Origin of the sequence: Streptomyces tuirus (assembly GCF_014701095.1) — a bacterium.
Lineage (GTDB): Bacteria > Actinomycetota > Actinomycetes > Streptomycetales > Streptomycetaceae > Streptomyces > Streptomyces tuirus.
This window is the reverse complement of record NZ_AP023439.1, coordinates 2,715,668-2,739,151: the sequence shown is the minus strand read 5'-3', so window position 1 is coordinate 2,739,151 and position 23,484 is coordinate 2,715,668. Positions and strand designations below refer to the sequence as shown.

At 70.8% G+C, this 23,484-nt stretch carries 22 protein-coding genes and 2 tRNA genes; 12 read left to right on the top strand and 12 right to left on the bottom strand.

Going from position 1 to position 23,484, the window contains the following annotated elements:
* Positions 1-211 precede the first annotated feature (211 nt).
* The 5 genes from IGS69_RS12580 (at position 212) to IGS69_RS12560 (ending at position 4,983) form a co-directional block, all read left to right on the top strand.
* Entirely contained in the window at positions 212-1,027 is an 816-nt protein-coding gene (locus IGS69_RS12580; protein ID WP_190899218.1) for an LPXTG cell wall anchor domain-containing protein, read from the top strand.
* A gap of 108 nt (positions 1,028-1,135) precedes the next feature.
* Complete coding sequence (locus tag IGS69_RS12575; RefSeq protein ID WP_190899216.1) at positions 1,136-1,915, top strand: HAD-IIA family hydrolase; 780 nt, start codon at positions 1,136-1,138, stop codon at positions 1,913-1,915.
* Positions 1,916-2,047: 132 nt separating this feature from the next.
* Entirely contained in the window at positions 2,048-2,911 is an 864-nt protein-coding gene (locus tag IGS69_RS35055) for a hypothetical protein (protein WP_190899214.1), read from the top strand.
* Between the two features lie 2 nt (positions 2,912-2,913).
* Positions 2,914-3,597 (top strand): class F sortase, encoded by a 684-nt coding sequence (locus IGS69_RS12565; protein WP_190899212.1) that lies wholly within the window; start codon positions 2,914-2,916, stop codon positions 3,595-3,597.
* Positions 3,598-3,945: 348 nt separating this feature from the next.
* Positions 3,946-4,983: a glycoside hydrolase family 6 protein gene (locus IGS69_RS12560; protein WP_190899210.1), complete on the top strand. Its 1,038-nt coding sequence runs from the start codon at positions 3,946-3,948 to the stop codon at positions 4,981-4,983.
* A 79-nt stretch (positions 4,984-5,062) separates the two neighbouring features.
* Here IGS69_RS12560 and glxA read toward each other — a convergent pair whose 3' ends face one another.
* From glxA to IGS69_RS12540, 4 genes are all read right to left on the bottom strand, one after another.
* Complete coding sequence (gene glxA, locus IGS69_RS12555) at positions 5,063-7,003, bottom strand: radical copper oxidase GlxA (RefSeq protein WP_190899208.1); 1,941 nt, start codon at positions 7,001-7,003, stop codon at positions 5,063-5,065.
* The gene (locus tag IGS69_RS12550; protein ID WP_190899206.1) at positions 7,000-9,000 is read right to left on the bottom strand and encodes a glycosyltransferase family 2 protein; all 2,001 of its coding nucleotides are present in this window, start codon (positions 8,998-9,000) and stop codon (positions 7,000-7,002) included. The genes glxA and IGS69_RS12550 overlap by 4 nt, the downstream gene beginning before the upstream one ends.
* Before the next feature lie 325 nt (positions 9,001-9,325).
* A complete protein-coding gene (locus tag IGS69_RS12545) occupies positions 9,326-10,039 on the bottom strand; it encodes a FadR/GntR family transcriptional regulator (RefSeq protein ID WP_190899204.1) in 714 nt (237 codons plus the stop codon).
* A 128-nt stretch (positions 10,040-10,167) separates the two neighbouring features.
* Positions 10,168-10,241: transfer RNA gene (locus tag IGS69_RS12540), tRNA-Lys, on the bottom strand.
* Between the two features lie 199 nt (positions 10,242-10,440).
* Between IGS69_RS12540 and IGS69_RS12535 the strand changes: the two genes are divergently transcribed.
* The 4 genes from IGS69_RS12535 to IGS69_RS12520 all read left to right on the top strand — a co-directional run bounded on the left by IGS69_RS12535 (position 10,441) and on the right by IGS69_RS12520 (position 14,263).
* Positions 10,441-11,754, top strand: coding sequence for a peptidoglycan-binding protein (locus IGS69_RS12535; protein WP_190899202.1), 1,314 nt, complete (start codon positions 10,441-10,443; stop codon positions 11,752-11,754).
* A gap of 83 nt (positions 11,755-11,837) precedes the next feature.
* A complete protein-coding gene (locus IGS69_RS12530) occupies positions 11,838-12,962 on the top strand; it encodes an SPFH domain-containing protein (protein WP_190899200.1) in 1,125 nt (374 codons plus the stop codon).
* Between the two features lie 101 nt (positions 12,963-13,063).
* Positions 13,064-13,669, top strand: coding sequence for a lytic polysaccharide monooxygenase auxiliary activity family 9 protein (locus IGS69_RS12525; protein WP_190899198.1), 606 nt, complete (start codon positions 13,064-13,066; stop codon positions 13,667-13,669).
* Positions 13,670-13,768: 99 nt separating this feature from the next.
* On the top strand, positions 13,769-14,263 hold the full coding sequence (locus tag IGS69_RS12520) for a DUF3592 domain-containing protein (protein ID WP_190899196.1): 495 nt from the start codon (positions 13,769-13,771) through the stop codon (positions 14,261-14,263).
* A gap of 121 nt (positions 14,264-14,384) precedes the next feature.
* Here the strand turns inward: IGS69_RS12520 and IGS69_RS12515 are convergent.
* The 6 genes from IGS69_RS12515 to ehuB all read right to left on the bottom strand — a co-directional run bounded on the left by IGS69_RS12515 (position 14,385) and on the right by ehuB (position 18,644).
* Positions 14,385-14,458, bottom strand: a tRNA-Lys gene (locus tag IGS69_RS12515).
* Between the two features lie 130 nt (positions 14,459-14,588).
* The gene (locus IGS69_RS12510) at positions 14,589-15,347 is read right to left on the bottom strand and encodes an IclR family transcriptional regulator (RefSeq protein ID WP_190899194.1); all 759 of its coding nucleotides are present in this window, start codon (positions 15,345-15,347) and stop codon (positions 14,589-14,591) included.
* Between the two features lie 208 nt (positions 15,348-15,555).
* The gene (gene ehuA / locus IGS69_RS12505) at positions 15,556-16,353 is read right to left on the bottom strand and encodes an ectoine/hydroxyectoine ABC transporter ATP-binding protein EhuA (protein WP_190899192.1); all 798 of its coding nucleotides are present in this window, start codon (positions 16,351-16,353) and stop codon (positions 15,556-15,558) included.
* Positions 16,343-16,993 carry an ectoine/hydroxyectoine ABC transporter permease subunit EhuD gene (ehuD, locus tag IGS69_RS12500; protein WP_190899190.1) on the bottom strand — a complete coding sequence of 217 codons (651 nt, stop codon included), beginning with the start codon at positions 16,991-16,993 and terminating at the stop codon, positions 16,343-16,345. Before ehuD ends, ehuA begins: the two co-directional genes overlap by 11 nt.
* A complete protein-coding gene (ehuC, locus tag IGS69_RS12495; protein WP_190899188.1) occupies positions 16,990-17,706 on the bottom strand; it encodes an ectoine/hydroxyectoine ABC transporter permease subunit EhuC in 717 nt (238 codons plus the stop codon). Before ehuC ends, ehuD begins: the two co-directional genes overlap by 4 nt.
* A complete protein-coding gene (ehuB, locus tag IGS69_RS12490; protein WP_232543496.1) occupies positions 17,703-18,644 on the bottom strand; it encodes an ectoine/hydroxyectoine ABC transporter substrate-binding protein EhuB in 942 nt (313 codons plus the stop codon). Before ehuB ends, ehuC begins: the two co-directional genes overlap by 4 nt.
* Positions 18,645-18,751: 107 nt before the next feature.
* Between ehuB and IGS69_RS12485 the strand changes: the two genes are divergently transcribed.
* Positions 18,752-19,246 carry a DUF3830 family protein gene (locus IGS69_RS12485; protein ID WP_184846750.1) on the top strand — a complete coding sequence of 165 codons (495 nt, stop codon included), beginning with the start codon at positions 18,752-18,754 and terminating at the stop codon, positions 19,244-19,246.
* Here the strand turns inward: IGS69_RS12485 and IGS69_RS12480 are convergent.
* Positions 19,227-20,636 carry an amidase gene (locus IGS69_RS12480; RefSeq protein ID WP_190899186.1) on the bottom strand — a complete coding sequence of 470 codons (1,410 nt, stop codon included), beginning with the start codon at positions 20,634-20,636 and terminating at the stop codon, positions 19,227-19,229. The genes IGS69_RS12485 and IGS69_RS12480 overlap by 20 nt on opposite strands.
* A 17-nt stretch (positions 20,637-20,653) precedes the next feature.
* Positions 20,654-21,601 (bottom strand): D-2-hydroxyacid dehydrogenase, encoded by a 948-nt coding sequence (locus IGS69_RS12475; protein WP_190899184.1) that lies wholly within the window; start codon positions 21,599-21,601, stop codon positions 20,654-20,656.
* A gap of 198 nt (positions 21,602-21,799) precedes the next feature.
* On the opposite strand from IGS69_RS12475, the gene IGS69_RS12470 reads away from it, so the two are divergent.
* Positions 21,800-22,615 (top strand): maleate cis-trans isomerase family protein, encoded by an 816-nt coding sequence (locus tag IGS69_RS12470; protein ID WP_190899182.1) that lies wholly within the window; start codon positions 21,800-21,802, stop codon positions 22,613-22,615.
* Positions 22,612-23,343 (top strand): maleate cis-trans isomerase family protein, encoded by a 732-nt coding sequence (locus IGS69_RS12465; RefSeq protein WP_190899180.1) that lies wholly within the window; start codon positions 22,612-22,614, stop codon positions 23,341-23,343. The genes IGS69_RS12470 and IGS69_RS12465 overlap by 4 nt, the downstream gene beginning before the upstream one ends.
* Positions 23,344-23,484: the final 141 nt, after the last annotated feature.

Here is a 23,484-nt window from a genome sequence, read left to right as displayed (position 1 = left end):
GCGGACCGGGCGGTGGGGCGCACCGGATGGTGAGGCGGATCGGGCGGTGGGGCGCATCGGATGGTGGGGCGGATCGGATGGTGGGCTCGCTGAGGTCCGGGCCGTCGCCGGAGCCTGTTGTCCGCCGACCGGGCGGTTCCGCACCGCCGTTCGGGGCCGGTTCGCGCCGGAGTCGTCTCGTCGGCCACGCCGCGCGGAATGTCACATCATCATGCGACTCTGCACGCCCGCTCATCTCTGCCTGGCGGCGGCAGCGGCGGCCGCCGCCCTGCTCCCCGGTGCTGTCCCGGCGCACGCGGACGCCCCGGCGCCCTCCTGTGCCGCGCCCGACGACCACACCTTCCCGCTCACCACCCGCATCCACGGCGGGCCGGACACCTACACGGCCGGGGGCGGGTTCGGGACCTGGTACGTCGACCTGACCAACACCACCGACCGGACCTGCACCGGTATCCACCCTGTCGTCGTGCTCGTCGACGACAAGCGGGCCCTGGAACCCTCCCAGCCGCACCTGGAGTTCTTCGACCGCGGGCAAGCCCACCACGTGCGGTTCGAGAAGACCGGCGAGGACGAACTCGTCGGGGCGTTCGCCGACGAGGAGGACCGGTTCGCCGGGTTCACCGTCGAGCCCGGCGGAACCGTCACCGTGAAGGTGCGGCTCACCCTCACCTCGGACGCCGTGCCCAACGACGTCACGGCCAACGCCGCGGTGGTGCAGCGGCACGACGACGACGGCGACTGGGTCGGACAGTCGAACGACTACCGGTTCGGGATCGACGGCGGTGGGACGGGGACCGACGCCGACGCCGACGCCGACGCCGACGCCGGCACGGACACCGGCACCGGCACCGGCACGGGTACGGAACCCCGCCCCGACTCCAGCGCCTCCGTCCCGCCCCGCGAGGACCGGTTCCCCTTCGCGGAGGAACTGGCCGCCACCGGAACCGGCACCCAGGTCGCCGCGGCGGCCGCGGCCCTGCTGCTCACCGGCGGCGGGGTACTCCTCGTCGCACGCCGCCGCCGCTGAGCCGGACGTCCCGCCAGTCGGGACGCCGCACACAGGCCATTCCGCATGATCCGCCCACTGTCTAGGCTGGGTCGCACGCAGGACCGCGTACGGCAGGAGATCCCGCACATGGCAGACCGCAAGCCCATCGAGTCGTGGCTCACCGACATGGACGGCGTGCTCATCCACGAGGGCGTACCGATCCCCGGTGCCGACGCCTTCCTGAAGAAACTGCGCGAGTCGGGGAAGCCCTTCCTGGTCCTCACCAACAACTCGATGTACACCCCGCGCGACCTGCACGCCCGGCTGCGCCGCATGGGCCTGGACGTGCCGATCGAGTCGATCTGGACCTCGGCCCTGGCCACCGCCCAGTTCCTGGACGACCAGCGGCCGGGCGGCTCGGCGTATGTCATCGGCGAGGCGGGGCTGACCACCGCGCTGCACGACATCGGCTACATCCTGACCGACCACGAGCCGGACTACGTCGTCCTCGGCGAGACCCGTACGTACTCCTTCACGGCCATGACGAAGGCGGTGCGGCTCATCCTCGGCGGCGCCCGGTTCATCTGCACCAACCCCGACGAGACGGGCCCCTCCTCCGAGGGACCGCTGCCCGCGACCGGTGCGGTGGCCGCGCTGATCACCCGGGCGACCGGCAAGAAGCCGTACTTCGCGGGCAAGCCGAACCCGCTGATGATGCGGACCGGGCTGAACGCCATCGGGGCGCACTCCGAGACCAGCGCGATGATCGGCGACCGCATGGACACCGACGTGCTGGCCGGCATGGAGGCCGGGATGCAGACGTTCCTGGTGCTCACCGGTCTGACCCGGCCCGACCAGGTCGACGGTTTCCCCTACCGGCCGTCGCAGGTCGTGGACTCGATCGCGGACCTCGTCGACCGGGTCTGAACCCGGGCGGCGCCGGGCAGGAGCCCGGGCCCGCCGCCAAACCCGTCGTCACCCGTCCGGAGCAGCCGCCGCTTCCCTGAGGATGCGGCGGCCCACCGCGCGGGGGAGGCTCCAGGCATCTGGAGGTTCACGATGGGTTCCCTGAAAGTCACTGTCTGTACGGGCGTCCTGGCCGCTGTCGCCCTCGCCCCTGCGGCGTACGCGGCGGATACGGGGAGCGTCTCGGTGACCCCGGCGGCCCCCGCCCCCGGCAGTGACATCACACTCCGCGTCACCGGCTGCGCGCAGCGGACGGCCGTCGCCGCCTCGACGGCGTTCGTCGCGGACGCCCGGCTCACCGCCACCGGCGCACGCGAACTCACCGGCGAGAGCCGCGTCCGCTCCACCGCCGAGGCGGGTTCGTACGCCGTGCGGGTCACCTGCGGTGCCACGCGACAGACCGGCACCCTGACCGTCCGCGACGGCAAGGCGCCACGGTCCGACGCCGCGCCGCTCCCCGGGCACGAGGCCGCGCCGCCTCCCGGGCACGAGACCGCGCCGCTCCCGGCTCCCGGAGCCGATGGTCAGCCACCCGCCCCCGGGACGGCCGGCCACAGGCCCGCACCCGACGCCGCCCCCGGGACGGACGGCCACAAGCCCGCACCCGACGCCGCCCCCGGATCGGGCGGTCAACCGCCCGCACCCGGCGCCGCCGGCGGTAGCGGCCGACTGCCCGCGCCCGACGGCGGCGGCCGGCCGTCCGCTCCCGGCGTCGACGGGGAGCCGTCCGCTCCGGGCGCCGACGACGAAGCCCCCCTCTCGCACCGGCCCGGTGCCCCGGCCTCACCCGTCGCCCCCGTCCAGGCCGGCGGTGGCGGTGCCGCCGAGCGCGTCGCCGCCGAGGAGCGCGGTGCCGGTCCCGGTGCGGCGCAGGGGGTGACCGGGCTGGTGCTCGCCGGCGTGGCCGCGGTGGTCGTAGCACGGCGCGGTCTGCGCCGGGGCCGCGGAACGGACTGACCATGCACGATCACGATCACGATCACCTGCAGAAACGCTTCTCGGGCACCGGCCGGCTGCTGACCGGCATGGCCTGGGTCGTGCTGCTGCTCGGGCTGTGGCTGTGGGGCCGTGAGGTCACCGAGATGCGGCACGGCATCTCGGCCCCCGCCACGGGCGACATGGCGGCGGCCGGACGCCCCCCGGACATCAAGCTGCCGCCCGAGCACCGGCCGCTGGGCGACGCGCTGCCGCAGCGCGTCGACATCCCCGGGCTCGGCATCCAGGCCCCGGTGGTGGCACGCGGCCTCGACGCACGCGGGGCGCCCGATCCGCCGCCGTACGACCAGCCGGACGTGGTCGGCTGGTACTCCGGAGGGGTCGCCCCCGGGGCACCCGGCACCGCGCTGATGGTCGGTCACGTCGACACCGACAGCCGGCCCGCCGTCTTCTACAAGGTCAGTGCCATGCGGCCGGGCCAGACGATCCGGGTGATCCGGGCCGACGCCAAGGTCGCCGAGTTCACCGTCGAGTCCGTGCAGGTCCTCACCCGCGACCGCTTCGACGCCCACCAGGCGTACGGGCCCCGCGAGTCGGGGCGGGCCGAACTGCGGCTGGTCACGTGCGGCGGCAGCTTCGACCGCACGACCCGCAGCTACACCGCCAACGTGGTCGTCTCGGCGTACCTGACCGGAACCGGCCTCTGAGTCCCGAAGGCGGTGCGGCCCGGCGACGCCCCCCCAACCCGGTCGGCGACCCGCTCCCCCTGAGGCCGCCGACCGGGCCGGTCCTCCACCGCGCGCACGGGCTGCGGGAGTAACCCGGCGAGCTGCGCGGGAGGCCACGGGAGTCACGGTGGGTGAATCTCTGGCCGGAGGCCGGGCATGTGCTGAGAAGACTCTAGAACCAAAGGGCCACCCGGGCCTAGAGGTTGGATACGCCAAGTCCCGATACGGTGGCGCTGCGTCATCCGCGCAGGTGGCGTTTGCCTCGTGGGTGTCGCGGGACGTATGTCAGGATTGAGACTTGGAACGCTGCACCCAAGGGGGAGTTGGATGTACGGCAGCAGGGGGGCGGGGGCGTTCGCCGGGAGGCGGATGTCCGCAGCGGTGCTGGGGGCGGCACTGCTGGTGACGGGGTGTTCCTCCTCCGACGGAGGAGACGGATCGGACAAGGGCGCCGACGCGGGCGCCGGGATCACCCAACAGCCCAAGGAAAAAGCCCCGTTCTGGGTCAACCCGGACGGGACCGCGGCGCGGCAGGTCGCCGCCCTGGAGAAGTCCGGCAAGAAGCAGGACGCCGAGCAGATCCGCAAGATCGCCGAGCAGCCGGTCGCCGAGTGGGTCGGCCCGGACAACCCGCAGGAGCAGACGCAGGGCTTCACCGAGGCCGCCGACAAGGCCGGCCGTACGGCCCTGCTCGTCCTCTACAACATCCCGCACCGCGACTGCGGCCAGTACTCGCAGGGCGGCGCCGCCGACGGCAACGCCTACCGCGAGTGGCTCGACGGCGTCGCCGCGGGCATCGGCGACCGGGCCGCCACGGTCGTCCTGGAGCCGGACGCCCTGCTGCACCTGGTCGACGGCTGCACCCCGGAGCAGTTCCACGAGGAGCGCTACGACCTCCTCAAGGGCGCCGTCGCCAAGCTGAAGTCCCTGAAGAACACGAAGGTCTACCTGGACGCGGGCAACGCCGGCTGGCAGCAACCCGACCAGATCTTCGAGTCCCTGAACCGCGCGGGCATCGCCCAGGCCGACGGCTTCTCGGTGAACGTCTCCAACTTCTACTCCACCAAGGACTCCATCGCCTACGGCAAGCAGCTCTCCGCCAAGGTGGGCGGCAAGCACTTCGTCATCGACACCAGCCGCAACGGCAAGGGCCCCTACGGCGCCGGCAACCCCGACGAGCGCTGGTGCAACCCGCCGGGCCGCTCCCTGGGCGAGACCCCGACGACGAAGACGGCGGACCCGCTGGTCGACGCCTATCTGTGGGTGAAGCGTCCGGGCGAGTCGGACGGCGAGTGCAAGGGCGGGCCCAAGGCGGGCCAGTGGTGGGGGGACTACGCCCTGAAGCTGGCGAAGGCCACCGGCTGACGGACCGGCCCGCCACAGCGGACCGGCGTATGCGAAAGGGGCGCTCTCCTCACGGAGAGCGCCCCTTGCCGGTTGTCTGTCAGGGCACCTTGACCCACTGCGCCTTGCTCGGGGTCCCGTCGGCGTCCGTCACGAACAGCATGTACCAGCCCGCCTGGACCAGGTTCCGGTTCTCCGGCACGGTCACCGTCAGCTTGTCGCCGGACGCCTTGAAGTGCAGGGCGATCGACCGCTGGTCGACGTCCGTGACATGCGTGGCGGCGCTCGGCCGGATCAGCCGGACCTTCTTGACCCGAGAGGCGTCCGACGAGGTGAACGTCCCCGTGCCGCCGCGCTCGATGGTCTGCGGCCCGCCCGACAGCGAAGGCTGGTCCCCGTCGCCGTACAGGTACGGCGGCGTGTAGATCTCGATGCGCTGCTCGAACTCGCCCGGCTTGGTGTTGGCCTTGTCGGCGTAGAGCGAGTCGGAGCCGAAGAACATCACGCGGCCGTCGGGCAGCAGAATCGAACCGGAGTGGTAGTTGCGGCCCACGAGCGGGTCGGCGACGCGCTTCAGCTCGTTCCTCTCCGCGTCGTACAGCCGCGCCTCGAGGATGTTGGAGTCACCGCGGCCGCGGTAGTCCTCCGAACCGCCGGAGATCAGCACACTGTCGTCGGGCAGGACCGAGGCGCTCGGGTAGCGCGTGCCCTTGTCCAGGGACGGGCCGTCCTCGAAGCTCGGGTTCGCCTTCTTCAGGTCGACGATCCGGGTCTTCTCGCTGGACTTCTCGGACTCGCCGACGCCGCCGCCGCCGACCACCATGTACGTCTCGTCCTGCGCCGGAGGCAGCAGCACCGTGCCGGACGTCTCCATCAGCGTGGGGTCGCTCAGGCCCGGGATCTTCGAGAACCTGTTGGTGTCGACGTCCCACACGCCCGGCTCACGGCCCACGTTGTCCGGCCCGTAGCCCGCGTTGGACCCCGAGTAGAAGATCTTGCCGTTCTGCATGAGGAACAGCGCCGGATAGGTCGGGAACTGCCGGACCTTGCCGGTGTAGGTCCACTTCTTGGTCTTCGGGTCGAACACCTCGTTCTTGCCCGGGACCAGCTGGCCGATGTCGTCGAGGCCGGAGACGCTGAGGATCTTCCCGTCGCTCAGGGTGGTGAGCGTCGGGTACCAGCGGGCCTCCTTCATCGGGTCGACCTTGATGTACTTCTCGGCCACCGGGTCGAACTCGAAGGCGTCCCGGATGCCCTGGAAGTCCTTCTTGTCCAGGGCGAGCTTCTGCGCGATGCCGTAGGTGTTCTTGGCGGCGGAGCCCTTCAGGCCGTGCACGCGGTAGTTGTCCTGCGTACCCGTCTCGAACTTCTTGCCCCGCTTCTGCGCCTCGACGTAGATCCGGCCGAGACCGGGGTCGTTGCGCAGGAACTTGCCGGTCGCCTTGTCGAAGACCTTCTTGGCGCGCGGTACGAGCACCGGGTCCTTGGAGACGAAGGTCTTGCCGTTCTTCTTGCCGGTGAACGTGGTGCCCGCGGGCAGGGTTATCGGGGCGTCCGGGTTCTCGTTGTGGACGATCATCAGGCCGCCGGCCTTGGTGACGTCACCCTCGAGCTTCTCGTAGCGCTTGGTGCCGCCGGCGATCAGCAGATTGCCGTTGGCGAGCTGGGTGTGGCCGGTGCAGAACAGGTCGGCCGGGGTGGGGACCTTCTTGACGGTGCCCTTGACCGGGTCCCAGATCCGGGTGTCGAACTTCTTCGCGTCGAAGTTGTCCTGGTCGTTGCCCGACCCCGCGACGAGCAGCACCTTGCCGGTGCGCAGCAGCGCCGCGTGGATGGTGTTCTGCCGGTACTCCTCGGGGAAGTCGACGATCTCCCACTTGCCGTTCGCGGCCTTGTACTCCGGCTTGTTGATCTTGTACTGGTGGTATTTCTCGGTGCTGAAGCGGTAGAGCCACGGCCCGTTCATCCCGGCCAGCGCGAGTACCACCGCCGTGCCGATCGCGAGTCGACGGGCCCGGCGGCGGCCTGCACGGTCGTTCATTCCTTACGTCCCCCAAGTCCACCAAGGGCGATCTGCATGGTCTGGTCGGATCCCCCGACCTCCCCGTGTGCGCCCGGGGTCGCGGCCCACGTGGGCTTCGCTTGCGGGGTGTGCCCGGTCGGCTGCTGCGGGATGGGCAGCGGCTGGGGCCGGGGCGCTCCCGCAGGGTCCTGCGGCCGGCCCTCGTCGGAGGCGGCGTGCTTCTTCGCGTCCTGCTTCAGCTGCCAGCGCCAGGCGAACACCGGCGATGCGGTGATCAGCAGCGCGAACGTCGCCCAGATGATCATCGCGGGGTGGGAGTGGCCGAAGACGAAGCCCGCGGCGATCGAGGCGCCGAAGATCGCGATGAAGTACCAGTGGTAGCGGAACGTGGCGAACCAGCGGTCCGGGCTGGCCGAGTCGCCCTTGGGCGTGACCACGAACTTGCTCTTGCGCCGCAGCATGGAGTCGATCAGCGCCTTCGCGTACAGCGGCGCCGACAGCGCGGACATCACCATGCCGGCCACACCGCCGGAGCCCTCCGGCTCGTGCGGTGAGACGTTGTGCCGGCGGTTCCAGACGTACAGGCCGATCTGCAGGGCGGAGGCGTTGCCGTAGAGCATCAGCCAGACCGCCGGGTCGATGTTCACACCCGAGGCGCCCAGGCCCAGGAACAGGCAGCAGCTCAGCGCCGCCAGGATCCAGTTGAGGGCCGACATCGGGTAGAAGATGATCATCATCGTGTAGTTGAAGAGCTTGCTCGGCGGCAGCGAGTACCAGCCCTTCCAGTACTGCCCGATGATCGTCTCGTAGGTCCCTCGCGACCAGCGCATCTGCTGGGTGAAGAAGTCCGTCCAGGCACTGGGGCCCTCACCGACGGCGAGCACGTCCGGCGTGTACACCGAGCGCCACTTCTTCCCCGTCGCCGGGTTCTTGTGGCGGTGCATCTCGAAGCCGGTCGCCATGTCCTCGGTGATCGAGTCGTACAGACCGCCGATCTGCTTCAGCGCCTTGATGCGCACGGCGTTGGACGTGCCGACGAACATCGGGGAGCCGTAGCGGTTGCCGGCGCGCTGGATCAGCGCGTGGAAGAGGAACTGCTGCGACTCGGCGGCCTTGGTGATCGGGTTGTCGTAGTTGCCGTAGACCTGCGGGCCGATGACGAAACCGACGTCCGGGTCGCGGAAGAAGCCGAGCATCCGCTCCAGGTAGTTGGGCAGCGGCACGTGGTCGGTGTCGACCGAGGCGAAGAAGTCGTAGTCGTCGCCGTGCGCCTCGAGCCAGGCGTTGTAGTTGCCGTGCTTGGTCTTGGCGCGGTGCGGACCCTTGGCCTGGTTCCACTTCGCGACGCCCTTGCGGGAGAAGTGGTGCACGCCGAGGCGCTCGCAGACCGCCTTCACATCGGGGTCGTCGCCCTCGTCGAGCAGCCATACGTGCATCAGGCCCCGGTGACGGATCTTCACGGCCGCCTCCAGGGTCTTCGTCACCATCTCCAGCGGCTCCTTGCCGGGCACGAAGGAGGTGAGGAAGGCCACTCTGGTGCCGGTCTCGGGCACCACCGGGATCGGGTCGCGGGCCACCAGCGTGGCGTGCGCGTTCGACAGCACGTTCATGCAGCGGAAGAACTCGATCAGCCCGATCGAGACGAGCATGACCATGTCGAGCGCGGGCAGCCATTCGAAGGCAGGGTAGTCGCGCTCGGTCCAGTGCTCGGGCTGGAGCAGCCAGAACAGCAGCACCAGGGACAGCACCGGGGCGGCGGCCAGCATCAGGGCCACGCGTATACGGTGCGGTTCCTGCGAGATGAGCGAGCGGTACTGCACCTTGTACGGCTTGCCCGGATCCGGCTGGGTGAGGGGACCCGCGAGCCGGCTGTAGTGCTCGTAGTCGTATCTCGGCAGTGTCTTTTTGATCCGCCGGAACGTCCCCGTCGTGCTCATCCGGTGCGAAGGCACCCTGAGCTGGGTGGTCTGGGACGGGTCGTTTTCCTGCCGGGCACCCGTGGGCCTCGACGTCATGAGTCATCCCCCCACACGCGGACAACCGCGTGTTTCGTAGCTTCTTACCGTCTGCTCCAGGTCCCCCTCGACCTTCACAGACGTATCAGTGGTGGATCGCGGTCACCACGTCATCCACACCCTATAGACACGGCAACGCGACCTTCCGGTTGCATGATGCCCCCCTTGGCATCGGTTCATGAACGGAGCCCCTACCCCCGCCCACGCCGCAACCGGTTCCGAATCCCCCCAACTGCCGCGAGTACGCGACACCTTGTGTAACCAGAAAACCAGGGTTCTACGGCGTTCATCATGATCGCAAGATGCGAAACACGGTGGTTACCGGTCAAACGCGTTCATTGTGGCGGGTGTGGGGACCCTGTGGAGCCGTTGTGGACAAGCGGGCGCGGATGTTGCCGAAGTGCTCCCTTATGGCCTCCTCCGCCCGCATCGAGTCCCCGGACCGCACCGCGTCGAGGATCTCCCGGTGCTGCCGGCAGGTCACCTTCGGATCCTGCGGCTCGCCCCCGAGGTCCGTTCGGACCCGGTGGAAGGCGTCCCAGAACGCCTCCAGGACCTCGCACAGCAGTACGTTGTCCAGCCCCCGGTAAAGGGTGGCGTGGAAGGCCCGGTCGGTCTCGGCGAGACCGGCTCCGCGCGCGGCCTGCTCTTCCATACGGTCGACGAGCGCGTCCAGTTCAACGAGGTCCGCTTCCGGTAGCCGGCCGGCGAGCCGGGACACGAGCCCCGTCTCCACCGCCTCCCTCAGCTCCAGCAACTGGAGCAGGGAGTCCTCGCCCCGGTAGTGCCCGGCGACCGTGCGGAAGGCGAGGCCCTCGATCATCGGGGCCAGGGACATCGGGCCGACGTAGGTGCCGAAGCCGTGCCGGATCTCCACGATGCCCATCGCCTGGAGCGCCTTCAGCGCCTCCCGCACCGAGTTCCGGCTCGCGCCGAGGTGCTCCATCAGTGCGGGCTCGGTCGGCAGCGGGGCCCCGGAGGCCAGCCGGCGGTCGATGATGAGCTTCTTGATCCGCTCTTGTAGGTCACGCGCTGCCATGGCGAGAGGGTATCCGGCCAAACGCGCGGCGGGCCGGGTTCCGGCCAGAGAGACGTCCGGCCGGGCAAGGGGTGCCTCGCGGGCACGGATAAGGCCCCTCGCTCCTGCGAGGGGCCTTTCACCGTCTGTGCGCCGCCAGGGACTCGAACCCCGGACCCGCTGATTAAGAGTCAGCTGCTCTAACCAACTGAGCTAGCGGCGCCTGCTGACGTCGTAACTCTACAGGACGTGCGGAGGTGCTCCGGACCACCTGTCCGGGCCCGGGAGGAGCCCACTGGGCGGCCGTGTACATCATTCGGACCGTCAGCATGCGCGTCCCGAGGACAGTTGCGAGACTGACGACGCGCGCCCTTTGGTGCATGGGCGCCGCATTTTTCCGCCGGAAGTGTGAGGGGAATCGCATGGAGTCTCCGGTATTCACGGAAATCGACCCCGCGAGCGACTGCGACTGCCCCGGCTGCGTCCACTGGCGGCGCGCCCTGCCGCATTCCTGGCCGGGCCGGGCCGGCGCCCACCCGGCCGCGCACCGGGCCCTCGCCCTGGCCGCCGTGGCCTCGGCCGCACTCGGCGCGGGCCACGCCGTCCCGGCCGCCGCCGCCCCGCACGCACCCCACCGCCCGGGCATTCCCACAGGTGACGAGCCCGACACCCCCCAGGGGGCCACGGCCCCGCTGCACGGCCCACGAGGCCGTCCGGCCGAGCCCCCGGTCGCTCCCAAGCCCACCGCCATCAGCCGCACGGACATCATCAACCGGGCCAAGACCTGGGTCGCCGCGAAGGTGCCGTACAGCATGAGCGCCTATTGGTCCGACGGTTACCGGCAGGACTGCTCCGGCTATGTCTCGATGGCCTGGAAGCTGCCCGGAAACGAATGGACGGGCAGCCTCGCGCAGTACGGGGAGAAGATTTCCAAGGAGGAACTCCTGCCGGGTGACATTCTGCTGTTCCACAATGCGTCCGACCCCGAGCAAGGCTCGCACGTCACCATTTTCGGCGGCTGGACGGACGCGTCGCACACCTCCTACACCGCCTACGAGCAGACCCGCCCGCACACCCGCCGGCAGTCCACCCCGTACGCCTACTGGAACAACTCCGACCGGTACGTGCCCTACCGCTACAAGGGCGTGACCCCGGAGGAGCCGGTGCCCGGGAAGGACGGCGGCCAGCCCGGCGCCCCGGCCGCCACGCCGTACCCCGGAGCGGCGTATTTCGGCCCCGGCGCGAACAACAAGTACGTCACGCAGCTCGGCCGCATGCTCGTCGAGCGCGGGGCCGGCGGTTCCTACGCGTCGGGCCCGGGGCCGCGCTGGACCGACGCCGACCGGAGGGCGACCCGGGCGTTCCAGACGGCGCAGGGCTGGACGGGCGCGGAGGCCGACGGACTGCCCGGCCCGCACACCTGGGAGCTGCTGGTCACCGGCAAGGGCAAGGACGTCAAGGACGGAGCGGTCGGCCCGCCGCCCGCCTCCCACGGCGTCCCCGGCTACCCGGGGCGGGCGATGTTCCGCCCCGGCGCGAACAACACCTTTGTCACCCAGCTGGGCAGACAGCTCGTGCTGAAGGGGTTCGGCAGGTTCTACCGGGTCGGGCCGGGGCCGATCTGGAGCGAGGCCGACCGGCGGGCCGTCGAGGCCTTCCAGCGCACCCAGGGCTGGCGGGGCGGCGCGGCGGACGGCTACCCCGGGCCGGAGACCTGGCGACGCCTCTTCTCGTAGGCCCTCGGTCCGCCCCGGCCCTTCCGGGCGGCCCCTCACCGACCACTGTTGTGACGCATCTGGCGCGGAGGCTGGAGGCACGCATGAGTACGACCACTTCCCACCCGTCCGAGCCCGACGGACCGGCCGACGGACCGGTCCGGCCCGCCCGGCTCATCCAGAACGAGGCCACCACCGAGATCCCCGTCCACCTGCTGTTCCGCGACGACCCCGACCCGGCGCCGGTGCCGCTGAAGCCGGCCGTCGTCGGACGGAGGCAGGGCACGGGGGAGCAACCGAGGCTGCGGCGCCCGGCGGTCGCCGCCCCGAAGCGCCCGGTGCCGCAGGTCGATCCCGATCTGGCGGAGCGGCCCGCGCGGGTGCTGCCCGGCGCGGTGGGCGTGCTGGCCGGAGCCTGCGGCGCGGCCGGGTGCGTGGCGACCTCCTGGTGGGCGGGGTTGCTGCCGCCGCTCGCTGGGGAGGTGCTGCGGCTGCCCGTCCACGCCGGGGCCGGGCTCGGTCTCGCCCAGTGGGCGGCGTACGCCGGGGCCGGGGCGCTCGGGCTGTTCGGGCTCGGCGGGCTCGCCCGGGGCCGTACCGGGCGGGCCTGGGTGCTGGACCTTTTCGGCCGCTACCGGGGGACCGTCCGGCGCTCCGGTCTGCTGTGGGTGAATCCGCTGCTGCTGCGCCGCCGGGTGGACGTGCGGCTGCGGCACTGGCGCAGCGAGCCCGTGCCCGCGGCCGACGGGAGCGGGGTCGCGCTGCGGGTGGTCGTCCTGGTGGTGTGGCGGGTGCGGGACACCGCCCGGGCCATGCTGGGCGTCGAGGACCACGAGGCGTACTTGCGCGAGTGCGTCGAGGCGGGACTGGCCCGGGTGCGGGTGGAGATGCCGGGCGGCCCGAGGGGCGCCGGGGACGCGGCGGGCGAGGTGCTGACCCGGCTGGTGGCGGCGGACGCGGCCCCGGTCGGCCTGGAGGTGTTCTCGGTGCAGCCGGTCCGTGTGGAGTACGCCCCCGAGGTCGCCGCCGCGATGCACCGCCGCCGGATCGCCGCGCTGGACGCCCAGCACCGGGCGAGCGTGCTCACCTCGGTCGTGGACTCGGTGGAGGACACGGTGACCCGGCTGACCATGCGGGGCCTGGTGGAACTCGACGACTACGAGCGCAAGGTGCTGGTGAAGGACCTGACGGTGGCGTTCTGCGCCGGCCGGGGCGAAACAGCTCCGTGATTGGTATGGACATGTTCAACAACCGCCCATAATCTCGAACTTGGTCTAGACCTACACGCACGGCTCACCGAACTTCCCCCACGTTCTCCAGGAGCGGCAGCATGCGTACAAGGACCAAGTTGTCCGCAGCCGCGGTGGGACTGGCAACGACCGGAGCCCTCGTGCTCTCCTCCGGCGGTGCCAGCGGCCACGGCTACACCGACCTCCCCATCAGCCGGCAGAAGCTCTGCCAGAACGGCACCGTGACCAACTGCGGCTCGATCCAGTGGGAGCCGCAGAGTGTCGAGGGCCCGAAGGGCTTCCCGGGCTCCGGCCCGGCGGACGGCCAGATATGCAACGCCGGGCTCGGCCACTTCAGCCAGCTCAGCGCACCGCGCACCCCGTCCGGCGGCGCCTGGCCCGCCACGAAGGTGACGGGCGGCCAGAACTACACGTTCCGCTGGCAGTTCACGGCCATGCACGCCACGACCGACTTCAAGTACTACGTCACCAAGCCCGGCTGGAACCAGAACCACAACCTGGCCCGGTCCGACCTCAACCTCACCCCGTTCTTCACGGTGCCGTACAACGGGCAGCGCCCGCCCTCCTCGCTCTCCCACAGCGGCAGGCTGCCGACCGGGCTGAGCGGGCGTCACGTCATCGTGGCCGTCTGGACGATCGCCGACACGGCCAACGCGTTCTACGCCTGCTCGGACGTGACTTTCTGAACCTCTGAGGTTCTCTTGAGTCACCGGTGCGGCCGGGGTGGGTAGGTTCCTCCCACGCCGGCCGCTCGGGTCCGGCGCACCGACCCCGGGGGATGCGCGATGGACGTGATCTTCTACGTCGTGCCCGGCCTGATCATGGTCCTGGCCCTCTTCATGGCCCACCGCGTCGTGCGGCGCTGGCTGCAGATCCGGGGCGCCTGGAACAGCGGCCTGACGGCCGAGGGCAGGTGCCTGCGGACCTTCACCACGGTCGGCGGCGGCCACGGCGACACCTCGGTGCGCACCACCCTGCACCACGTCTACGAGTTCATCGCACACGACGGCCGGGTCATCCGCTTCGAGGAGGACGGCGGGAGCGCGACGACCGTCGAGGGCGACTACGTCACGGTCTACTACACCGACGGCCGCCAGGTCGTGGCCACGGCCCAGGCGCCCAGCCGGGCCAGGCAGGCGGTGAGCGCCCTCGGCATCCTGGCGTTCCTCGGGGTGATCGTCGTCTTCTGCGCCGGCTTCGTCACCGCGTACAGCCAGACCTTCGGCCCGTACGGCGACTTCGTCTTCAGCGTGGACAGCCGGACGTCCGTGGCGCCGTGAGCCTCGACCACCGTGCGCGTCCGTGGACTGAGTGCCGCGTCCTGATCACCGAGCGGACCCACCTGCGGCTGTCCCGAAAACGCTGAGGGGCCTCTCGCTCCCACGAGAGGCCCCTCATCCGTGCGCCGCCAGGGACTCGAACCCCGGACCCGCTGATTAAGAGTCAGCTGCTCTAACCAACTGAGCTAGCGGCGCATGACTCTCGCCTGCCCTCGGAATCGTGCTCCGCGGCGGGCGACGGAGAAAATAATACCCAATGCCGAGGGGTGCTCCGGACCACCCGGCGAGGGCCGGGGGCGGCGCCGCGGAGATCCGGCGGAAGGTCCTAGATCGCCATGGAGAGCAGCACCGGCGCCGCGTGGCGGTTGAGGGTGTCGGCGGCCTGGCGCAGGCGGTGGGCGTGCTCGAGCGGGAGGGACAGGGCGAGGCAGCCGACGGAGGAGCCGGCCGTGATCGGGACGGCCGCGCAGACCGTGCCGACCGCGTACTCCTGGAGGTCCAGGACGGGCACGGTGGGCGGCTGGGCCTCCAGGCGGGAGAGCAGGAGCCGGTCGCTGGTGATGGTGCGCGAGGTGAGGCGGGCCATCTTGTGCCGGGCGAGGTGGTCGCGGCGCCCGGCGTGGTCGAGCTGGGTGAGCAGGCTCTTGCCGATGGCGGTGGCGTGGGCCGAGGAGCGGAAGTCGACCCACTCGTTGACCTTGGGCGCGGCCGGGCTGTCGGCGTACTGGGTGATGCTGATCTCGCCGTCGACGTACCGGCTCATGTAGACGGCGGCGCCCACCGAGTCGCGCAGCCGGTCGAGGGTGCGCTGGAGCTTTTCACGCAGGGCCTGCTCGCGGTGCTGGGCGGAGCCGAGGCGGGCCAGCGTCTCGCCCGTGACGTACGCGCCGTCGGTGATCTGCTCCACGTAGCCCTCGCGGCGCAGCATGCGCAGGAGCGCGGTCAGCCGCTCCGGTGTGATGCCGGTGTGCCGGGCTATCTCGGCGTCGGTGACACCGCTGGAACCGCGCGCCACCGTCTCCAGGACGCGCAGTGCTTCCTGGGCCGAGTGGTACGGGGTGGTCGGCTCGTGCTTCAGCGCCACGGTGGTCTCCCCCTGCGCTTGCTGTAGGGCCGTAATCCGGTCGGTGAACCTCTTCCAGGTTAACCGGCAAAAGGCGTGCGCGGAGCGGGGGTTGACAAGATTCCCGGGGCCCCGGACTGGGGCAATGGCACTCTGGCATGTGCCAGAAGCATGCCCCAGTCCGCCCTCGAGTGAGGGGTCGGGTGTTGTGCCAGCTCACGGGCCGTAGTCAGAGCACTGCGCTGAGGAACTCCCGTGTCCGGTCCAGCTCCGGGTCGCTGAAGATCTTCTCCGGCGGTCCCGACTCGATGATCCGGCCCGAATCGAACATGAGCACCTGGTCGGAGATGTCCCGGGCGAAATTCATCTCGTGGGTCACACAGAGCATCGTGATGTCCGTGGAGCGGGCGATGTCCCTGAGGACGTCGAGGACTCCTGCCACCAGCTCGGGGTCGAGCGCGGAGGTCACCTCGTCCAGGAGCAGCACCTGCGGGCGCATCGCCAGGGCCCGGGCGATCGCCACCCGCTGCTGCTGGCCACCGGAGAGCTGGGCCGGGTGCGCGTCGCACTTGTCGGCCAGGCCCACCATGTCCAGCAGCTCCTTGGCCCGCTCCACCGCCTCGTCCTTGGACATGCCGAGGACGGTGACCGGCGCCTCGGTGATGTTCCGCAGCACCGTCATGTTCGGGAACAGGTTGAACTGCTGGAAGACCATCCCGATCTTCTTGCGGACCTCGCGGACCTGCTTGTCGGAGGCCGGGAACAGCTGCTCCCCGTCGACCGTGATCGTGCCCTCGTCGGGCTTGAGCAGGGTCATCAGCAGCCGCAGGATCGTCGTCTTGCCGGATCCGGACGGCCCGATCAGGGTGACGTGCTTGCCGGCGTCGACGGAGAAGTCCAGGTGGTCCAGGACCGTGTTGCTCCCGAACCGCTTGGTGACCTGCTCCAGCCGGATCAGCTCGCCGGCGCTCTGGGCGGGGGTCTTGTCGGGGTTGGTGCCGGGATTGGGGAGGGTGTCAGTGGGCAAGGCGTCGCTCCAGGGCTCGCAGGGCAAGGGAGGCCAGGTAGGAAATGACGATGAAGGCCACGCCGATCACCGTCAGCGGCTCGGTGAACTGGAAGTGCTCCTGCGAGTACAGGCGCGCCTGGCCGAGCATCTCCAGCACCGTGATCGCCATGACCATGGGCGTGTCCTTGAGCATGGAGATGACGTAGTTCCCGAGCGCGGGGACGACCCGGCGCACGGCCTGCGGCAGGATCACCGCCGTCCACGTCCGGTGCAGCGGCAGGTTCAGCGCCGTCGCCGCCTCCCACTGGCCGACCGGCACGGCCTCGATACCGGCCCGGTAGACCTGCATCGTGTACGTCGAGTAGTGCAGCCCGATCGCGAAGACGCCGGTGGTCAGCGCCGAGAAGGCCAGGCCCCACTCGGGCAGCACATAGAAGAGGAAGAACAGCTGCACCAGCAGCGGGGTGTTGCGGACGAACTCCGTGACCACGCCGACCGGCCAGGTCACCCAGCGCGAGGGCACCCGCATCAGCAGCGCCCACACCAGGCCCAGCGCGAACGAGATCAGCGAACCGAGGGCCAGGATCTGCACGGTGACCAGCAGACCGTCCCAGAGGTGCGGCATGAAGCCGCTGACTGCGCTCCAGTCCCACTTCATGCGACAGCACCTCCCACACCGGTGGTCTGCGGACGGTCGAGCTCCTGGCCGGCTGTGCTGCCGGCCGGCTTGCCCGTCTCTGCCTTGAGCTTGCGCTCCAGACCGCGCATGCCGCGGGTCAGGGCGAAGGCGATCACGAAGTAGATCAGCAGCACGATCGTGTAGATCTCCGCGCTCTCCTGGAGCGCCAGGCGCACCAGGTTGCCGCTGAACGCCAGGTCACCCATGCCCATGATGGACACCAGGGCGGTGCCCTTGAGCAGTTCGACCAGCAGGTTGGAGAACGGCGGGATCATCTCCGGCACGGCCTGCGGCAGCAGGATCAGCCGCAGCCGCTGCCAGGGAGTGAAGCTGAGCGCGATCCCGCCCTCCTTCTGCGCCGGGTCGACCGCGGTCAGCGCGCCGCGCACGATCTCGGAGCCGTACGCCCCGTAGGTCAGGCCGAGCGCGAGGGTGCCCGCCCACAGCGGCACCAGCTGCCAGCCGAAGGCGATGGGCAGCACGAAGTACACCCAGAAGATCATCACCAGCGCCGAAGTGCCGCGGAACACCTCGGTGTAGACGCCCGCGAGGAAGCGGACGATCCACAGCCGGTGGGTGCGCGCCACGCCGACGACGAAGGACACCGCGGCGCCCAGCAGGGCGCTGCAGACGAGGAGCTGGATCGTGACCCAGACGCCCTTGAGTACGAGTTCCCAGAGTCCTGAGGTCATCCGCCGCAGAGCTCCTTCGCGGTCATGTCCGTCATCTCGGCCCGGGTGAATCCGAAGGGCCGCAGGATGCGGAAGAGTTCGCCGCTCTTCTTGAGCTTGCGCAGCTCCACGTTGAAGGCGTCGCGCAGATTCGACTCGGTCGGCCGGAACGCGAAGGCGCCTCCGTCGACGTGCGGCTTGCCGTCCACGAGAGGCGCGAACGGCTTGGTCGCCTCCGCCTTGGACGACTTCTTCACCACCTCACGGGTGGTCAGCGCCGTACCGGCGAACACGTCCACGCGCCCCGCCTCGACGGCGTTCAGGCCCGCGACCTGGTCCGGGACGATCAGGATCTCGCTCTCCTTGTACCCCGCCTCGACGGCGTACTGGATCTCGGCGTAGCCGGTCCCGGTGGCGAACCTCGCCTTCTTCGCGACGACGTCCTTGTAGCTGTGCAGCCCCTTCGGGTTGCCCTTGCGCACGATGAACGAGTCGAGCATCTGGTAGTCGGGGTCGGCGAAGATGACCTGCTCGCAGCGCTCGGGGTTGACGTACATCCCGGCGGCGACGACGTCGAACTGCTGGGAGTTCAGGCCCGGGATGAGCGAGCCGAACTCGGTCGGCACGGGCTGCACCCGGTCGATGCCGAGTCGCTTGAAGATCACCTTGGCCAGTTCCGGTGCCTCGCCGGTCAGCTCGCCGTTCTTGTCGATGAAGCCGAACGGGATCTCGCCGGCGATGCCGAGGCGGACGACGCCCGCCGCCCGGAGCCGGTCGAGCAGGTCACCGCCCTTGACGTCCGACGCGGTGGCGACCCTGCTGCATCCGGCGGCGCCCAGCGCGCCGAGCGCCGCGACCCCCGCGAGCAGCGACCGGCGGGTGGGCCCGGAGGCGGGCCCGGATATGGGTTCGGGACTTCGCGGTGTGCTTCTGTGTGGGCTTCTCTGTGGTGGAGCCATGGGCGCGCGGCTACCCGACCGCATCCGAGTTATTCCGGTCTTTTCAAGCCCCGCACTCTCGCCGTGCGCTCTTGACCCGGGCGGCGGTGGGCACTCCCATGGAGGGCATGGCTGATCGCTACATCGAAGTCTCGCTGGTCAAGCGCGACGTGACCTGCACGGCCAGGCTGCTGGACGACCGCGCGCCGATCACCTGCGCGGCCGTCTGGGATTCCCTTCCGCTGGCCGGTGACGTCTACCACGCGAAGTACGCACGCAACGAGATCTACGCCCTTTTCCCGCCTTTCGCCCAAACCGAGCCACCACTGGAAAATCCGACCATCACCCCCATCCCCGGCGACCTGTGCTATTTCACCTTCGCCGGGGCGGAGTTGGGGACCAAGGCCTACGGCTACGACCGCGAGGTCCGCGCCGGGACCACGCTCGTCGACCTGGCCCTGTTCTACGAGCGCAACAACCTGCTGCTGAACGGCGATGTCGGCTGGGTCCCCGGCATCGTCTGGGGCCAGGTCGTCGACGGCCTGGAGACCATGGCCGAGGCGTGCAACGACCTGTGGAGGTCCGGAGCGGCGGGGGAGTCGCTCAGCTTCCGGAGGGCGTAGGCCGGCCGGCGGACGCCACCCGGGCCTCGAACAGCGCGTGGGCCGCCCGCAGCACCAGATCGTCCCGGTGCCGGGCGGCCACGAGCTGGAGCCCGATCGGCAGACCGTCCGCGTCGGTGCCGACCGGCACACTCGCCGCGGGCTGCTGCGTCATGTTGAACGGGTAGGTGAACGGGGTCCAGCCCGTCCACCGCCGGTGGCCGGATCCTTTCGGCACCTCGGCGCCCGCCTCGAACGCCGTGAGCGGCATGGTCGGCGTGACGAGCAGGTCGTAGGTGTCGTGGAAGCGGCCCATCCGGCGGCCCAGGTCCATCCGCACGTCGACCGCGGCCAGATACTCCAGCGCCGAGTAGCGGGCGCCCCGCGCGCAGATCTCCCGCAGGCCCGGGTCCAGCAACTCGCGCTGGTGCGGGCCCAGGTGCTGCGTCACCCGGGCCGCCCCGCTGAACCACAGGGTGTGGAAGGCCTCCACCGGGTCGGTCAGGTCCGGGTCGGTCTCCGTGACGTACGCGCCGAGCTCCGCCAGCCGCTCCACCGCCCGCCGCACCGCCCTCGCGACCGCCGGCCGCACCGCCACCTGGCCGCCCAGCGACGGCGAGTACGCCACCCGCAGCCCGCGCACCCCGCCCGCCAGAGCGTCCGTGTACGGACCGGCCGGGGCGGACAGCGCCGACCAGTCGCGCGAGTCCGGATGCCCGATCACGTCCATCAGCAGCGCCGCGTCGGCCGCGTCCCGGGTCATCGGGCCGACGTGCGCCAGCGTGCCGAAGGCGCTCGCCGGGTAGAGCGGCACGCGCCCGTACGTCGGCTTCAGCGCGAAGATCCCGCAGAACGAGGCCGGGATACGGACGCTGCCGCCGCCGTCCGTGCCCAGCGACAGCGGCCCCGCGCCGAGCGCCACCGCCGCCGCGCTGCCGCCGCTCGACCCGCCCGCGGTGCGCGAAGGGTCACACGGATTGCGGGTGATCCCGCTGAGCGGCGAGTCCGTCACGCCCTTCCAGCCGAACTCGGGAGTTGTCGTCTTGCCGATGAAGACCGCCCCGTGCTCGCGCAGCCGGGCCACGGACGGCGCGTCCTCGTCCCACCGCCCCGCCGGATCCACGGCCCTCGATCCGCGCAGGGTCGGCGCCCCGCGCTGCAGCAGGATGTCCTTGACGGTGACCGGCACCCCGTCGAGCAGGCCCCGTGGCTCACCGCGCCGCCACCGCTCCTGAGACTCCCGGGCCCGCTCCAGAGCCTCTTCGGCCGTCAGCCGGACGAAGGCGTTCACCTCCGGCTGGATCGCCTCGGCCCGCTCCAGCGCCGCCCGCGTCGCCTCCACGGGACCCCACTCGCCCTTGCGGTACCCCTCGAGGAGCCGTACGGCGGTCAGCTCGGTGAGCTCGGACATCCACCCTCCCAGGAACGTCAGTGACCAGGTACGTACCCACGCCGCTTGTCGACCACGTTCTTCAACGGCTCCCCGGCCGCCCACTGTTCGTACAACTCCACGAACTGGAGGCCGAGTTCGTCACGCCAGCCGATGGTGTCGCCGCTCATGTGCGGGGACACGATCAGGCCCGGGGCCTGCCACAACGGGCTCTCGGCGGGCAGCGGTTCGGCCTCGAAGACGTCCAGGGCGGCACCCGCGATCCAGCGCTTGGCCAGCGCCTCGGCGAGCGCGTCCTCGACGACGAGCTGGCCGCGGCCGATGTTGACGAACCGGGTGGACGGCTGCATCAGGCCGAAGCGTCGGGCGTCGAACATCCCGTGCGTCTCGTCCGTGAGCGGCGCCGCCGCGATCACCCAGTCGGCGCGGGCCAGCAGCCGGTCCAGGTCCTCCGGACCGTGCACGCCGGAGCGCGCGGCGCGGCCCACCAGCGCGGTCGTGATGTCCAGCGCCCCCAGGGTGCGCGCGATCGCCCGGCCGATCGGCCCCGAACCGACCACCACGGCCCGGCTCCCGGCGACCTTGAGCGACTCGCGGTGCCGCCAGGTCCGCTCCCGCTGCAACTCCAGGGTCCTCGGCAGGTCCTTGGCCATCGCCAGCACGAGCGCGGCGACGTACTCCGCGATCGGCTGGTCGAAGATGCCGCGCGCGTTCGTCACCACCGTGTCGGAAGCGGCGAGTTCCGGACACATCAGGTGGTCCACACCCGCGCTCGCCGTGTGCACCCAGCGCGGCCGCGGACCCTCGCCGGGCCAGGCGTCCCGCACGGCGCGCGAGGTGAAGTCCCACACCAGGAGTACATCCGCGCGCGGGAGGCGCTCGGCGAGCCCCGCCGCGTCGGTGTGTTCGATGCGGGCGCGGCCGGTGAGGCGGCCGAGGCGGGGGAGGGGTTCGGCGTCCAGGACGAGGAGCGTGGGGGTGGGCATGAGCAGCCGTTTCTCCAGCCGTTCGGCGGGGCCGGCCGGCCCCGGGGCGCCGGTCGGGTGACGACGAGTTAACCCGGTGTTGACCAAGGAGTGATCCGGGCGGATTGACCACGCTCGCACCCGAACCTACCGTCGTCAACACGGGCGTTCCCACGATCCGTTGCACACTAGTTGCCCAGCGTGAGGCCGGTGCCTGCCATGGACGTCTCATTTCTCGGCGGGCCCAGCCCGCAGCGCGGGGTCGGCGTCGTCGCCCCTTTCGACTTCGCACTCGACCGCGAGCTGTGGCGCTGGGTGCCGGACGAGGTCTCGCTCCATATGACCCGCACACCGTTCGTGCCGGTCGAGGTGAGTCTCGATCTGGCCCGCCTGGTCAGCGAGCACGAGACGCTGAGCGAGGCGGTCCGCACGCTCAACGCGATCGCCCCCGAGGTCGTGGCCTACGCCTGCACGTCGGGCAGCTTCGTCGGCGGCATGATGGGCGAGCGGGCGATGTGCGAGGCGATGAGCAGGGCCGGCGCCGTACCGGCGATCACCACCTCCGGCGCGCTGCTGGAGGCCCTGGTGGAGCTGGACGTGCGCCGGGTCGCGCTGGTGACGCCGTACACGGTGTCGGTGACGCAGTCGCTGGAGGCCTATGTCGCCCAGGCCGGCGTCACGATCTCCGGCTGCGCCTTCATGGGCCTGACCCGGCACATCTGGAAGGTCCCGTACCGGGAGGTGGTGGACATGGCCCGGCAGGCCGTCCGCGGTGACGCCGACGCGCTGTTCATCAGCTGCACCAACCTGCCCACGTACGACGTGATCCCCCAGCTGGAGGCCGAGCTGCGCATCCCCGTGATCTCGGCCAACCAAGTGACGATGTGGGCGGCACTGCGCCGACTGGGTACCCGTGCGGTGGGGCCGTACCAAGCGCTGATCAATCCGGCGGCGCGTTCCGGTCCCGCAGTGCCGGGGGCGGACCCCGGTCCCGTACTGCCGGAAGAAGAGCAGCAGCAGGAAGGCTGGACATGACAGCGCTGGGATTTCTCTACCCGGGCCACTCCGCCGAGGACGACTATCCGCGCATCGAGCAGTTGCTGGGCAGCGACATCCGGGTGGACCTGGTGCACACCGACATCGGTGAGGACGCGCACCGGGTGGACGCGCTGCTCGAGATGGGCTCCGCCGGCCGGCTCGCGGCGGGCGTCCAGGAGTTGCGGCACGCCGGTGCGGACGCGGTGGTGTGGGCCTGCACGAGCGGCAGCTTCGTCTACGGCTGGGACGGCGCGCAGGAGCAGGTCCGCGCCCTGGCCCAGACGGCCGGCATGCCCGCCTCCTCCACCTCCTTCGCGTTCGCGCACGCGGTGCGGGAGCTGGGGGTGCGCAGGGTCGCGATCGGGGCGACGTACCCGGAGGACGTGGCGCGGCTCTTCGCGGAGTTCCTGCGCGCGGCCGATGTCGAGGTCGTGTCGGTCAACAGCTCCGGCATCATCACGGCCGCCGAGGTCGGCACCTGGGGCGAGGCCGAACTCCTCACCCTGGCCCGGAACTCCGACCACCCCGACGCCGAGGTCCTCCTCCTGCCCGACACGGCCCTGCACACGGCGGCCCACATCCCGGCCCTGGAGAAGGAACTCGGCAAGCCGGTCCTCACCGCCAACCAGGTCACGGTCTGGGAGGGCCTGCGCCTGGCGGACCGGCGGGTGAACGCGCCGGAACTGGGGGCGCTCTTCTCGCGGGAGCCGATCGTCCAGGTGTGAGACCACGGGCCTGACCCTCGCCGCCCCCGGCACCTGCCGGGGGCGGCGAGAAGGCGCACCGCATGCCCCGGCAGGGCAGCGCCCCGAGCGACGGGGAGCGGGCCGCCTGACGGATCCGGGCGCGGGGGCCGGGAGGCCGCC